A 14,709-nucleotide genomic window follows, 5' to 3' on the forward strand; every position below is an offset into this window, starting at 1 on the left:
AGGATGTCGACGGAATTGATTCGAGTAGCAGTAATGGGAGCAAGCGGCCGCATGGGCCGTGAGGTCGTCAAAATGGTACTACAGGATGAAATGCTTACACTGGCGGCTGCGGTATCTCCATCAGCAGGTCCGATCGATGCCGGTACATTGGTCGGACTTCAGCCTTGCGGCGTTACAGTCAGCGCAGATATAAACGAAGCACTGGCAGCTGCAAACGCAGACGTGCTTGTTGATTTTACAGTACCGAGTGCCGCATATGGCAATACGACAGCAGCGATTGCTCACGGTGTCCGTCCGGTTATCGGAACGACGGGATTAACGCCTGAGCAAATGACTGAATTGGACGAGCTGTGCAAGGAGAGAGGCATCGGTGCTCTGATTGCTCCAAACTTCTCTATCGGCGCCATCCTCATGATGCAATTCGCCGCGCAGGCAGCTAAGTATATGCCTCATGTTGAGATTATTGAGTACCACGGAGATCAGAAGCTCGATGCTCCGTCAGGGACGTCCATCAAGACCGCAGAGCTGATCTCAGCAGCACGTCAAGAGCTGCGTCAAGGGAACCCGAAGGAAGAAGAAATTATCGAAGGCGCTCGCGGCGGTTATTATAATGGATTCCGTATACATAGTGTTCGTTTACCGGGTGTGTTTGCTCAACAAGAGGTTGTATTCGGCGGTCATGGGCAAACGCTCAAAATTCGTCACGATTCCTACGAACGTGCCGGTTATATGCCGGGTGTCAGCGTAGCGTGCAAGAAAGTAATGACTTATACGGGACTTATTTATGGCTTCGAACATTTGATGGACTAAAATAACTTATTAAACCGCGCAAATACATCATGCGACATGCGGATATTCAGGAGAGGAGTGCGGCTGGTAATGAACATCGCGTTTATTGCGCACGATCGAAAGAAAGATGAAATGGTTAACTTTGTCATCGCCTACGAGCATGTTTTTCAAGGCCATAATCTCTATTCGACAGGAACGACGGGCACGCGAATTATGGAGCAAACGAAGCTCTCGATTCATCGCTTCATGTCAGGACCTCTCGGCGGCGATCAACAAATCGGTGCTCTTGTGGCACAAAATGAAATGGATCTTATCATATTCTTGCGCGATCCTTTGATGGCGCAGCCGCACGAGCCGGACATCATCGCACTATTGAGGCTTTGTGATGTACAAGGTATACCTGTAGCAACGAACGTGGCGACAGGCGAGCTGCTGGTTAGGGCATTGCAACGCGGTGACTTCGCATGGCGCGAGCTTGTTCACAAATATAAGCCGGGTGAAGCGGAATGATCGAAGCCGTTGATATTCTCGCTTTCGGCGCGCATCCCGATGATGTTGAAATCGGCATGGGCGGTACAATTGCCAAACATACATCAGAGGGCTTTAAGGTTGCGATCTGTGATTTGACAGAAGCAGAAATGTCCTCTAATGGCACCGTGGAAACGAGGCGGCAGGAAGCTGCCGAAGCTTCTTCGGTGCTTGGTTTATCCGATCGTACGTCGTTGAGACTACCGGACAGAGGCTTAACCGGATCAGCTGAACAGATCGCAGCTATCGTAACTGAAATTCGCCGGTTGCGGCCTCGTCTTGTCTTCGCACCTTATTGGTCGGACAGGCACCCGGATCATGTTAGCTGCAGCAGACTGATCGAAGAGGCCGTTTTCAATGCCAAGCTCCGCAATTACTTGCCGGAATTGCCGCCTGTTCAAGTGGAGCAGTTATACTTCTACTACATAAACGACAGCAATGAGGTTAGTCTCATTACGGATATCAGCGAGCATATGGAGACGAAGATTCAATCGCTTCAAGCCTATCGCTCGCAGTTTGCACCGCCGCAGCAAGGGGAAGACCGCGTACAGACACCGTTAACCGATCGATATATTCAGCGTGTTGAAGCGCGGGATATGTTACTCGGGCAGACGAGGGGCTGGGCTTATGCGGAAGGATTTGCAATCAAGCGCCCGCATACGGTAACTTTATTTTAGAGAATGGTTTGAGGTAGCGAAATTCGCCTAATTGAGGGCATATAATTGATAAAACGAGTTCATTCGCACGAAGGATGGCGAATCCGTTACTTAAGCCATAGCGTTGTACAACAGGAGGTGGAAGACATGGCCAAACGCTTGAAAATCGGGATTACTTGTTATCCGACACTTGGCGGCTCCGGCGTTGTTGCAACGGAGCTTGGAAAGCTTCTTGCAGAGAAGGGGCATGAAATTCATTTTATTACGCATAGCGTTCCGTTCCGTCTTGGGCAATTCCAGAAAAACATCTTTTATCATGAAGTTGAAGTAAACGATTATTACGTGTTCCGTTATCCGCCATATGATTTATCATTAGCCAGCAAAATGGCGCAGGTCGTCAAAAATCAGCAATTGGATGTCCTTCATGTTCATTATGCGGTTCCACATGCCGTCTGTGCATTCTTGGCGAAGCAAATGGTCGGCGATCATCTAAAGACCGTTACAACACTGCATGGAACGGATATCACGGTTCTTGCACAGGATGAGTCGCTCAAGGATTTGATCCGGATGGGCATTAACAAGAGTGATGCTGTGACGGCAGTATCGAAAGATCTTATTTGTGAAACGCGCGATCTGCTCGATATTACGAAACCGATTGAGCTCACCTATAACTTTGTCGATAAACGCGTCTATTACCCGCGGGAATGCAGCTCGCTGCGAAGCGACTTTGCAAGTAAAGACGAGAAGATACTCATGCATATTTCCAACTTCAGACCGGTTAAACGGCTTAGTGATGTCGTAGATATCTTCGCGAAGGTAGTAAAGGAAGTACCAAGTCGATTGCTGCTTGTCGGCGAAGGACCGGATCTGCCGAAGGTTCAGCAGCGCATTCGTCAGCTTGGCCTGCAGGATCGGGTTCATTTCCTCGGCAAACAGGATGATGTGGCGCAGGTAATCTCAATTGCGGACGTCATGCTGCTGCCTTCGGAGAAAGAGAGCTTCGGGCTTGTTGCACTCGAAGCCATGGCTTGCGGCGTTCCGACGATCGGATCGATTGCCGGCGGCATTCCCGAGCTTGTCACGCATGGCGAAACCGGCTACTTATCGCCGATTGGCGATACAGACAGCATGGCTGCCAACGCGATTCAATTGCTTCGTAATCCAGAGCTGTATCGCAAAGTTCGTGAAGCTTGTCTTCACCGGGCACGCCGTCAGTTCTGTAACGATTTGATTACGGCTGAATACGAGCGCATTTATTACAAGGTGCTCGGCATTGAAGCTGAGATTCCGGTACCGGTCTGCGATTAATGAAACAGGATGAACGATAAACAAAACATGAGGAGGGAGTGCCGATGTCGTGGAGTGATGCGCTGACAAGGGCGCTCCCTTTGCTTCATACCCTTGAAAGCTTAGGACATGAAACGGTGTTCGTTGGCGGATGCGTACGCGATACCATTACGGGTCGGACGCTCAAGGATGTTGATATTGCAACCGCTGCATCTCCCGAGCAGGTAATTGCGGTATTCCCGCACACGATTCCTACCGGCCTGCAGCATGGAACGGTAACGGTCGTGCATGAACGAATAACCTACGAGGTGACAACGTTTCGCACGGAATCGGTTTACGAGAAATTCAGACGGCCTGCGCAGGTGCAATTCGTGAAGAGCTTGGATGAGGATCTGTTGCGGCGTGATTTCACCATAAACAGTATGGCGATGCGAAGTAACGGTTCAATCTATGATCCATTTGGCGGGCAGCGGGATTTACGCGAGGGCATTCTGCGCTGCGTCGGCGATCCGGATGCTAGGCTGCAAGAGGATGCGCTTCGCATTGTGCGTGCGCTGCGTTTTGCTGCCTCATTCGATCTGCGGATCGCGACTCAGACCTGGCGCGCGATACTGCGCCATAAGCAACTGCTTGCACACATAGCGATGGAACGAATCGGCCTGGAGCTCGACAAAATGATCAGCGGCAGTGATCCTGCACGTGCAGCCGCCTATCTGGCGGTAAGCGGTCTGCTCCGGCATACGAAGGAACAGCTGCCGCAACTCATGATAGAAGCTGCTGAACAGTATAAGCGGGAGCGCAAAGATACAGCCATGCAATCTGCCGGCAGTAGGAGAACCGCCGTTATACAAACCATGGTTCGACTGGAATCCGATGAGGATCGCTGGGCTGCTCTTTGCATGTCGCTGCGGCTTAATCAAGGACAAGCTGACGAATTGTTTGCCAGGCTCCGTTATGCTACAGTTCGCAGTACACAATTGAAGGCTGTGATCGGCATTCATACCGCGCTGCAGGTTGATCTACAATTGAATGATACCGGACGTCGCGAATGGATTCGAACTATTTTGCAATACAGTAAACAAGCCGCACAGCAGTGGCTGCGAATAGGGACAGCAATCCCTGAGCTTGTTTCGGCAGAGGCAGGAATGTCTAATATCCCAGTAGAACAGCTCCAAGCGTGGCTCTCTGCCATTCCCGCTTCCAAAGTCCGAGAGCTGGCCGTCAAAGGAACGGATATTCTTGCTTTCTCGAAGCAATCATCGGGGCCCTGGCTGGGCAGTCTGTTAAATGAACTGTTACAAGCAGTGGCTGCCGGAGATATTCCGAATGACAAACAAGCTTTGCTCCAGGCAGCAGCTGCGGCATTGCTCCATAACCATAGATCGGGAGTCCAAGAGGAGTTAACATGAATCGTATACTAGAGCTGTTAGAGCAGCAATCGACTGGGTACCTTTCAGGCGAACTGCTAAGTCAAGAGCTCCAAATCAGCCGAACAGCGGTTTGGAAGCACATTAAGAAGCTGGAAGCAGCAGGTTATCAAATAGAAGCATCAAGACGTTTGGGCTATCGATTAATAGGCCGTCCCGCTAAGCTGACTCCACAGGATTTGACCATGAAGCTGCAGAGTAAGGGATCTTCGATCATCCAGAAGATCCGGATGTTCGACTCCGTGGATTCCACGCAAAATATAGCGCAGCGATTGGCAGAAGAAGGTGCGGCAGAAGGCACACTGGTGATCGCGGAGCAGCAAACAAGCGGAAGAGGACGATTAGGGCGCAAATGGGTGTCGCCATCGGGTAAAGGCATTTATATGAGCTTTATTCTGAGACCCGGAATGCCCTTGCACTTTGCCCCACAGCTGACGTTGCTGACAGCCGTGGCATTGTGCCGCACGTTAAGAGCAATTGCGTCCCCGCTCGATATCGGGATTAAATGGCCGAATGACCTGCTGATTGGCGGTAAGAAGATCAGCGGTATTCTGCTCGAATCCACCGCTGAGGAAGAACGGCTGCGTTACGTCATTGCCGGCATTGGGATTAGCGTCAACCTAACAGCCGAGGACTTCCCGCAGGAGCTGCTGGATATTGCAACTTCGCTGCAGATCGAGCTTGGTCGACCGCTTGATCGGGCTGAAATTATCGCAGGTTTCTTCGAACAGTTCGAGCAGCTTTATACAATTTATCAGAAGGACGGCTTTGGTCCGATTCGAATGTTATGGGAGGCGCTGTCTGTTACGCTGAATAAGCCGACAAGACTGATTCTCTCAGGCGGCGAAACCATTGCAACACCGGTTGGACTTAATGAGCAAGGTGCGCTGCTTGTACAGAAGAGCGATGGGACGATTGTACCGATATTTTCGAGCGAACAAGTGCCCCAAGGATAGGCGAAGGGTTCATAGACGCGGCATCGATTTTTTGATATACTCGCCTTACTAGCATGCTCCATTAAAGGGTGGTATCGTCGCGTACGAACTGCACCGGAAAGTGGAGCTTCAGTTTTCAGTTTGCGGATAGAATTGGATGTATCGTTAGGCAGTGCGCATTCTGCTCTGAGCCGTTAGGGACCGAGACAGAAGGAAGCTCTTCTTGAAACGCTTCTCCGCCAATAGGTCGGTGGCAGTCGTTTCACCTTGAAACAGGACGTTCCTTTTTGGATTGGACCTTTGTAGCGGGTGCTAGAAGGTTTTTTTGTGTTGATCACATAGGACGACCCGCGATCGTGAAAGCTTAAACTAAGCTTTACAGATCCACGAGAGGGAGTCGGACCAATCCCTGAAGGAGGACGGAGCAATGAAACAACCGTTGACTATTACGAAGCTTAAGAAAATGAAGCAAAGCGGCGAGCCGATTTCCATGCTGACCGCCTATGATTATCCTTCGGCTAAGCTTGCCGAAGAAGCGGGAATTGATGTTATTCTTGTCGGTGATTCACTCGGTAACGTAGTGCTCGGCTATGATACGACAATTCCAGTAACCTTAGATGACATGGTTTATCATTCCAGAGCAGTAGCTCGTGGTGCAACAAATACATTTATCGTCGCGGATTTACCATTCATGACGTACCGGCTTGGCAAAGAGACAACGCTTCGCAATGCGGGCCGATTGCTGCAAGAGGGTTACGCGCATGCCGTTAAACTCGAAGGCGGCGCCGATATCGCGGATGAGGTCGCCGCTTGTGTCAGAGCAGGCATTCCGGTTATGGGGCATATCGGGCTTACACCGCAGTCCGTTCATCAGCTCGGCGGTTATCGCGTGCAAGGCAAGCTTGAACGCGAAGCGCAGCAGCTTATCGAAGATGCCAAGGCACTTGAAGCCGCCGGGGCATTCTGTATCGTGCTGGAGCTTGTGACGGAACCGCTGGCTGAAGCCATCTCGTCGGCACTTTCGATTCCGACCATCGGGATCGGTGCAGGACGCGGTTGTGACGGTCAAGTGCTTGTCTATCACGATATATTGCAATATGCGTCGCCATACCGGGAGAAACGGTTCGTCAAGACCTATGCGGACCTCGGAACAACGATCCGAAGCGCGATCGGCGCATACGTATCCGAGGTGAAGTCCCGTGAATTCCCGCAGGAAGCGCACGCGTTCCCGATGGAGCAGGAAATGCTTAGGCAGCTCTACGGCTCGGGTTCAAACGCAAACGCAAGTGCGGCTTCCAACTCCGATAAAGGAGAAACGGCGGCATCAGTGTCTTCCCAGCAGGCTGAGAAGCCTGCGGCAGATGCCGTCAAAGGAGGCGGACTTGTATGATCATATGTACCACGATTCAAGAGCTTAAAGCTCACCTGGCGAAGCAGCGTAAGAGTAAGCCGGATGGGCTTATCGGGATCGTTCCTACAATGGGATTTCTGCACGAAGGTCATGCAAGCCTGATGAAGCGGGCACGTGAAGAATGCAATTATACGGTTTTAACTATATTCGTAAACCCGCTTCAATTTGGACCGAATGAAGATTTCGACCGCTACCCCAGGGACTTGGAGCGGGATTCCGCCCTTGCTCAAGCAAATGGTATTGACTTGCTGTTTGCGCCAACCGTTCAGGAGATGTATCCGACCAAACCGTTAACCAAAGTACTGATTACCGAGGTGACTGAACGATTATGCGGTGCCTCGCGACCGGGCCATTTCGATGGCGTCGGCATCGTAGTCAGCAAGCTGTTTAATCTGGTTCAACCGAATCGTGCTTATTTCGGCATGAAAGACGCCCAGCAGGTTGCGGTCATTGAGCAGATGGTGCATGATCTCAATATGCCGGTTCAGATTGTCCGCTGCGAAACAGTGCGTGAAGCAGATGGCCTCGCCATGAGCTCGCGGAACGTGTATCTAAGCGACGATCAGCGCAAGCAGGCCGTAATCCTGTCCGAGACGCTGAGAGCGGCTGAGAGCTGGCTCAAGCAGCCTGGAATGACGCATCTGAAGCTGTCTGAGTTAATCGCGGCTTCGATTCGATCCGTTCCGTTCGCAGAGATTGATTATGCTGAACTTCTTACTTATCCGAATTTATCGCCTATAGGTACCAATACGGAATTATCTGCTTTATCTCAAACCATTATTATTGCGCTTGCAGTCAAATTCGGCAGTACGCGCTTAATTGACAATCGTTTATTTCAACTCGGCGGAGGTGACACAAATGTTCAGAACGATGATGAAATCCAAACTTCACCGAGCGACCGTCACGGAAGCGAACCTCAATTATGTGGGCAGCATCACCATTGATGAGGACTTGATGGAGCTTGCCGATCTTTGGGCTAATGAGAAAGTGCAAATCGTCAATAATAATAACGGTGCTCGCCTGGAAACATACGTCATTACAGGGCCGCGCGGCTCCGGCGTGATCTGTTTGAACGGCGCAGCGGCACGCCTCGTACAACCCGGAGATAATGTCATTATTATTGGATACGGCATGATGACCGAGGAAGAAGCTCGGACGTATAAACCAAAGGTTGTCATCCTTGATGCAGGAAACAAGCCTGTTCAAATGCTTGAGCAGGAATTGCATTCCACTATTTTGTAAACCGGCATCTGCCCGACTTGATGCCAGCGCTGTGAAACGTCTGGGACAGAGTATGAAAAGCAGTGCGGGGGCAAAGAATGAGCATAACAAATTCACTTCTATCCTGGCGTGAAGGTGGGTGCGACGATATGTTCAAACATGTATTTGCTACCATGCAGGAAATGCTCGAAGAAATTATTATCCATTATCCGCACGCAAACGGCGCACAACGCAAGCAGCTTGATGATCAGTTGTCCTCCCTGAAACAATTCAGCGATACCTTTATCGAGGAATGGCTGCAATTTGAAGAGAAGATGGCGGATTTCCGAGATCTGCAGCTGGCACATTCGAAAGGCAGCAGTACTGGCCAAGCACCTCCGAAGCCGACAGCGCCTGCATCCGGTTATCCGAAGACCATCTCGGCTGTCCCTGCACCGCCCCTCCAGCAGCAGAAGCCTGCTGCAGCAAGCAAAGGGAATCCCCCCGTGGCTGCAGCTATCGAGAAGTCGGTTCCATGCGATGATTTCGATGATGATGCCGCGTTCGAGATGCAGCAGGCGATGTCCAAAGGCCAAGGCTATTTTAAATTATTTATGTTTAAAGATGCATTTAAGCATTTTCAAGATGCGGTCAGAAGATCGCCGGACGATAATCGTGCACGGCTGTTCCTGGGCATGACATGCATGCATTTGCAGGAATGGCATGAAGCTCAGCGTCACTTTCAGCTGCTTGTAGAAGTTACCGAGCATCCGAAGTGGAAGGCGCTTGGCCTTAACGCCTTGGGCTGCATACAAGCTGTCCGCATGAATTTAGAACAGGCGGCCGTCTACTTTGAGAAGGCCCATGAAGCAGATCCTAATTTTATGGATCCATTGTCGAATATGAAGTCATGCGAGCAGCATGCAGGCCAGCTATCCCTTTTATTCGGGAGTGGCCAGCTTTAGTTTTTGTGAGAGGATACTTACCGGATGAATTATGCCGTACTGGATTTGGAAACGACCGGTCATAGTGCCGGTGATGAAATGATACAAGTAGGTCTTGTGCTGCTGGATGAAGAACTAAACGTTGTTCATTCTTACAGTACGTTCGTCAAACCGACGATTGCGATTCCACCGTTCATAACGCAGCTAACCGGCATTGATGAAGCAATGGTTGCGAATGCGCCGGAGCTGGATGAGGTACTGCTTGAGCTCATACCCATGCTCAGCGACGCCGTTCTCGTTGCTCACAATGTCGGCTTTGATGCGGGCTTTCTCAATTCGGCGCTGGATCGCTGCGGTTATTTGCCTTTTGACGGAAGACGACTGGATACGATTGATTTATTGCGCATTCTTTATCCTACCTTAACGACTTATCAGCTGGGCTCGGTGACTGAATTTTTCGGAATTGAACATAACCAACATCACCGCGCGGACAGCGATGCGATGGCAACAGCGGAACTGTTCAGCATTTGCTATAACAAGCTGAAGGGATTACCGCTGCTAACGCTGCAGCGTCTGGCGAACCTGCTCGGCGATGACTTGGATGATTTAGGATGGTACGTTTCTCAGATGGCCTTCATGAAAGAAACGCAAACGTCCATCGATCCCGATGCTTATCATTACTTCCGTCAATTTGCCATGAAAGCCGGCGATTGGTCAGAGGAACAGCATCCAAGGGAGAACATGGACGAGGAATCCGGAACGTCTGTGACGGACTGGACGTTCCCGCAATTTCTGACGCATATCAAGAACGAAATTGCCGCCCTTGTTCCTGGTTATGAAGAGCGAGAACCGCAAAACATGATGTTCCAAGAAGTGATTGATGCGCTGGAAGAGGAGCGTCATTTGCTCATAGAGGCAGGTACAGGCACAGGAAAGTCGCTGGGCTACCTCATCCCGGCTCTGTACTATGGTGTCCAGCACAATCAGAAGATAGTCGTCAGCACGCACACGATTAACCTGCAGGAACAACTGCGGGCACGCGATCTGCCGCTGCTGCAGGCTGTCATGCCTTATCCATTCCGAGCCGCCGTCTTTAAGGGACGCGGCAATTATTTATGTTTACGCAAGTTTGAAGGTAAAGTAAATATGCGTGATTTCGCTTCACCGGCAGAGGATCGAATTACGGCTTCGCAGATGGTCGTATGGCTGAGTGAATCGAATCACGGTGATCAGGAAGAGCTTAATTTTGGCAATCGGGGTGCTGATTTCTGGGGAACGGTTGCCAGTGACACCGACTCCTGTCTCAATCGTGCCTGTCCCTGGTTCAAACGCTGCTATTATCATCGCGCGAAGCAGGAAGCCAATATTGCGGATGTCGTTATTACCAATCATTCGATGCTTTTCACGGATATACGAGCGGATCATCGATTGCTTCCGGGATATGAGCATCTCATCCTTGATGAAGCCCATCATTTGGAAGAGGTCGCAGGCAAACATTTGGGTACGCAGGTTTCCTATTATTCCGTCCAGCATCCGGTACTAAGACTCTGCAAAGATGCACGCAATGGCCAGTTGATTGCGCTTAAGAGCAGATTGGCGAACGAGGACGTCGAGAAAACCCAGAAATGGCGCGAGGAAATCGATGAAGTTGTTCCGGTGTTCGGCGACTTGCGTGATGAGTGGGATCGCTTGTTTGAAATGCTGTACACGCTGATGGGCAACGGTGCTCCAGGTACGAAGAGCACAGGGGATGGCTCTAGCGGGGAAACCGGGCAATTCGTGCTCAGACTCCGCAGCGGCAAGCTGCCGGATTATTGGTCGGATGCACAGCTCATTGAGGAAGCGATTAACGGATACTTAAGCCAAATCATTCGTCCTCTCGATAAAGTGTTTGCAGCCATTAAAGAAGAGATCGATGATCCCGGCATCGCCGCATTGGTGACGGACTTAAGCGGCACGATCAAAGACCTGTCCCGGGCCAGAGATGATTTGCGACAATTCATGAAAGCAGATAAGACCGATACCGTATACTGGCTTGAAGCGAACAGCAATTCAAGAGCCAAATCGATTCAGCTATACGCTGTACCTGCGGATGTGAGCAGCCAGCTGCGTACTTATTTCTTCGATATTAAGAAAAGCGTCATTCTCACTTCAGCGACCTTATCCGTTCAGAAATCATTCCAATATGCATGTGAGCAGCTGGGTCTAACCAAAGATGAGGAGCAGGGACGCCTGAAGACGGTTCAACTGCCGTCACCGTTTAATTACAGAGAACAAGCGCTGGTCATTATCCCGCGTAACTTCCCTGTACTGAAAGGTGCCGCAGGAGATCCACAGTTCAATGATATGCTGGTAAAGTCATTGACAGAGGCGGCGATTGAGACAAAAGGTCGTATGCTCGTTCTGTTTACGTCCTATCGGATGCTGAAGCAGGTTTATGATCCGCTCAAGGAAGCGCTGGCGCCAACCGGAATTCATGTTCTGGGACAGGGAATTGACAGCAGCAATCGCAGCAAACTAACCAGAAGATTTCAACAGCAGCAAGCTTCTGTTCTGCTTGGAACAAGCAGCTTCTGGGAAGGCGTAGACATTCCCGGTGATGCATTGACCTGTCTGGCGATTGTCAGACTTCCATTCCAGCCGCCTAACCATCCGCTGGTGGAAGCAAAGTCTGAATTGCTGCAGGAGCAGAAGCAGAACCCGTTTATGAAGCTTTCCATCCCGCAGGCGGTAATTCGCTTCAAGCAGGGCTTTGGCCGCCTTGTGCGGACCGGTAAGGACCGCGGCATTGTTCTTATCTACGATACCAGAGTGATTGATACGTATTATGGCAAATATTTTCTGTATTCCCTACCGGGGCCGAAGATCGAGCATATGCATTTAGAGCAAATTGTTCCTCGCATACGCGAATGGCTTGCACCAAGTCCAAGTTCAACTCCAAGTGAAGAAGAGGTGGAGAAATGAAGCCGATGAAAATATCCGAGGCGGTCGTTCGCAGACTACCGGTTTATCTGCAGGTCTTGAACGATCTGAACATGCGGGATGTTCAGACGGTTTCATCACAAGATCTTGGCAATAAGCTGGATCTGAATCCGGCACAAATCCGGAAGGATCTCGCTTACTTTGGCGATTTTGGCCGAAAAGGGATCGGTTACGATGTCACTTATTTGATCGAGAAAATCCGTCAAATTCTAAAGCTGGACCAGCCGCTGAATGTAGGGCTGGTCGGAGCCGGGAACTTAGGACGAGCACTCTGCAACTATAATACGTATCTGAAGGATAATATGAAAATCACTGCCGTCTTCGATGTTCATCCTTCTATGGTGGGTGCTTCCATTAATGGGTTGACTGTAATGTCGATGGATAAGCTGAAAGAAACGGTCGCTGAACTCAATATCCGCATAGGAATCATTACAGTACCTGCAATTGAAGCGCAAAATGTAGCAGATAAATTCGTCGAGGCCGGCGTTGATGGCATCTTGAATTTTGCTCCTACGATTCTCAGAGTGCAGGAGCATGTGCGTATCCATTATGCGAATTTCACTACTGAGCTGATGAGCTTAGCGTATTACTTGGATGAAGAAGGGGACGACGAGAATGAAACGGTTGTGGATTGAGAACGGTACTTTTGTCACGATGGACGAGCAGCGTCCCGTATTGAAGGGCCATATGGTCGTGGAAGGCGATACCATTCTGTATCTGGATGAGCAAGCGCCGGACCCGATTCCGGCAGGGGCTGAACGTATAGATGGACGAGGGCTGGTATTCATGCCAGGTTTAATCAATACGCATGGACATGCTGCAATGTCACTTCTCCGCGGCTATTCCGATGACGAAGCGCTGCAAGTATGGCTCGAGCAGAAGATGTGGCCGATGGAAGGCAAATATACGGATGAGGATGCTCGCTGGGGGACTGCTCTGGCCGTTGCCGAGATGCTGAAATCCGGAACGACAACATTCGTCGATATGTATGATCGGATGCACATCGTAGCTGAGGTTGTAGAGCAATCCGGTATGCGCGGCCTGCTTACTCGCGGTGTAATTGGACTTTGCCCGCCGGACGTGCAAACTGCCAAGCTGGATGAAGCAAAGCAATTTGCGCAAGAGTGGAACGGAAGAGCAAACGGCCGTATTCGTACGATGCTTTCACCGCATGCTCCATATACATGTCCTCCGGATTATATCGCTCGTATCGTAGAAGCTGCGAACGAACTGGATCTGCCGCTTCATACACATATGTCGGAAACGGCTGCGGAAGTGCAGTTCAATGTCAATGATTACGGCTGCCGGCCTGTCGAGCACTTGGACAAGCTTGGTTTCTTCTCCCGTCCGGCTTTGGTCGCGCATGCGGTTCATTTAACTGATGAAGAGATCGCGCTTCTTGCCGAGCGTGGCGTAAGTGTTTCCCATAACCCTGCCAGCAACCTGAAGCTTGCGAGCGGCATTGCGCGTGTACCGGATCTGATGAAAGCCGGCGTAACCGTATCGCTTGGGACGGACAGTGCGGCAAGCAATAATAATTTGGACCTGTTCGATGAAATTCGGTTGGCAGCATTGATTCACAAAGGGATCTCCGGCGATCCGACTGCAGTTCCGGCATGGGAAGCGCTTAAGCTTGGTACCGTATACGGCGCACGAGCGATTTGGCAGGAGGAGCGCTTAGGCGCACTTAAACCGGGTATGAAGGCCGACTTTATCGCTTTGAATATCGAACAGCCGCATTTCTATCCACAGACTGAAATTGTCTCCCACCTCGTGTATTCCGGATCAGGCCGCGACGTTGTTCATGTATGGGTTGATGGCGTTCAAGTCGTGAAGCAAGGCGAATGTGTCTTCCTGGATGAAGCACAAATTCGCGCTGAGGCGCAGCGCTGCTTCGAAAGGCTGCTCTCCAGCTAATGCGTGCTAATCGACGCAAAAGACCGCCGGTAATGTCAGCAGGCCGCTGGATTGCGCTTAGTGCCACCGTGATCATTCTTATCTTGATTGCGCTAAACTGGTATTACCGGTCTGTGCAGACTCCTGTTTGGAAGGAAGAACAAGCTGCAGAAGCCGAAGCGAAGGATCGCGGCAGTCTCAGCAGCGTGGACAACTCTTATCATTATGTTTGGGACGAACCGGTCTGGGTCGTAAAAGGAAAGGACCATAATGGCGATACTACATATGTATGGCTGAAGCAGAATGAGTCCATTACGCTGCGAGAGAATGAAGGTATTGCTAAATCCGAGATGAAGGAACGGTTTCTGCTTGGGAAGCCGGACGCTGCCATCTCACACTTAAAGCTCGGCCTATTCGGTGGCGAGCCGGTTTGGGAAGTATTCTATTCCCGTGATCAAGCCGGCGTGACGAATCATTATTACGAGTTTTATCGCTTCCGCGATGGCGTGTTCTTGATTACGTATAAGCTTCCTGCAAGGTAGGAGTAGAACGATAATCAACATGCAGTAAGATCGACCATAGTTCCCTTTTATTACACGCCCTCTGTATCTGCAGGTTGTGATATACTTTCGTATAGCAGCAAGTGATAGACGA

At 50.5% G+C, this 14,709-nt stretch carries 14 protein-coding genes; all 14 read left to right on the plus strand.

The window, feature by feature from the left end:
• The first annotated feature begins 3 nt into the window (after positions 1-3).
• The 14 genes from dapB (at position 4) to AC0YNS_RS02280 (ending at position 14,597) form a co-directional block, all read left to right on the plus strand.
• Positions 4-810, plus strand: coding sequence for a 4-hydroxy-tetrahydrodipicolinate reductase (gene dapB, locus AC0YNS_RS02215; protein ID WP_475779409.1), 807 nt, complete (start codon positions 4-6; stop codon positions 808-810).
• Positions 811-879: 69 nt separating this feature from the next.
• Positions 880-1,299 (plus strand): methylglyoxal synthase, encoded by a 420-nt coding sequence (locus AC0YNS_RS02220; RefSeq protein WP_090976676.1) that lies wholly within the window; start codon positions 880-882, stop codon positions 1,297-1,299.
• Positions 1,296-1,994 carry a bacillithiol biosynthesis deacetylase BshB1 gene (gene bshB1, locus AC0YNS_RS02225; protein ID WP_475779410.1) on the plus strand — a complete coding sequence of 233 codons (699 nt, stop codon included), beginning with the start codon at positions 1,296-1,298 and terminating at the stop codon, positions 1,992-1,994. Before AC0YNS_RS02220 ends, bshB1 begins: the two co-directional genes overlap by 4 nt.
• Before the next feature lie 126 nt (positions 1,995-2,120).
• Positions 2,121-3,281, plus strand: coding sequence for an N-acetyl-alpha-D-glucosaminyl L-malate synthase BshA (gene bshA, locus AC0YNS_RS02230; protein WP_475779411.1), 1,161 nt, complete (start codon positions 2,121-2,123; stop codon positions 3,279-3,281).
• A gap of 44 nt (positions 3,282-3,325) precedes the next feature.
• On the plus strand, positions 3,326-4,669 hold the full coding sequence (locus tag AC0YNS_RS02235; protein ID WP_475779412.1) for a CCA tRNA nucleotidyltransferase: 1,344 nt from the start codon (positions 3,326-3,328) through the stop codon (positions 4,667-4,669).
• The gene (locus tag AC0YNS_RS02240; RefSeq protein ID WP_475779413.1) at positions 4,666-5,643 is read left to right on the plus strand and encodes a biotin--[acetyl-CoA-carboxylase] ligase; all 978 of its coding nucleotides are present in this window, start codon (positions 4,666-4,668) and stop codon (positions 5,641-5,643) included. The genes AC0YNS_RS02235 and AC0YNS_RS02240 overlap by 4 nt, the downstream gene beginning before the upstream one ends.
• Positions 5,644-6,049: 406 nt before the next feature.
• Positions 6,050-7,012, plus strand: a complete 963-nt coding sequence (gene panB, locus AC0YNS_RS02245; protein ID WP_475779414.1) for a 3-methyl-2-oxobutanoate hydroxymethyltransferase — start codon at positions 6,050-6,052, stop codon at positions 7,010-7,012.
• The gene (gene panC / locus AC0YNS_RS02250; protein ID WP_475779415.1) at positions 7,009-7,977 is read left to right on the plus strand and encodes a pantoate--beta-alanine ligase; all 969 of its coding nucleotides are present in this window, start codon (positions 7,009-7,011) and stop codon (positions 7,975-7,977) included. Before panB ends, panC begins: the two co-directional genes overlap by 4 nt.
• Complete coding sequence (panD, locus tag AC0YNS_RS02255) at positions 7,892-8,275, plus strand: aspartate 1-decarboxylase (RefSeq protein WP_090976662.1); 384 nt, start codon at positions 7,892-7,894, stop codon at positions 8,273-8,275. The genes panC and panD overlap by 86 nt, the downstream gene beginning before the upstream one ends.
• Before the next feature lie 128 nt (positions 8,276-8,403).
• Positions 8,404-9,198: a tetratricopeptide repeat protein gene (locus tag AC0YNS_RS02260; protein ID WP_475779416.1), complete on the plus strand. Its 795-nt coding sequence runs from the start codon at positions 8,404-8,406 to the stop codon at positions 9,196-9,198.
• A gap of 24 nt (positions 9,199-9,222) precedes the next feature.
• Entirely contained in the window at positions 9,223-12,141 is a 2,919-nt protein-coding gene (dinG, locus tag AC0YNS_RS02265; RefSeq protein ID WP_475779417.1) for an ATP-dependent DNA helicase DinG, read from the plus strand.
• Positions 12,138-12,794: a redox-sensing transcriptional repressor Rex gene (locus AC0YNS_RS02270; protein ID WP_475779418.1), complete on the plus strand. Its 657-nt coding sequence runs from the start codon at positions 12,138-12,140 to the stop codon at positions 12,792-12,794. Before dinG ends, AC0YNS_RS02270 begins: the two co-directional genes overlap by 4 nt.
• A complete protein-coding gene (locus AC0YNS_RS02275) occupies positions 12,775-14,076 on the plus strand; it encodes an amidohydrolase (RefSeq protein ID WP_475779419.1) in 1,302 nt (433 codons plus the stop codon). Before AC0YNS_RS02270 ends, AC0YNS_RS02275 begins: the two co-directional genes overlap by 20 nt.
• Positions 14,076-14,597: a cell wall elongation regulator TseB-like domain-containing protein gene (locus AC0YNS_RS02280; protein ID WP_475779420.1), complete on the plus strand. Its 522-nt coding sequence runs from the start codon at positions 14,076-14,078 to the stop codon at positions 14,595-14,597. The genes AC0YNS_RS02275 and AC0YNS_RS02280 overlap by 1 nt, the downstream gene beginning before the upstream one ends.
• Positions 14,598-14,709: the final 112 nt, after the last annotated feature.

It is taken from the genome of Paenibacillus sp. J22FR21 (assembly GCF_056269135.1).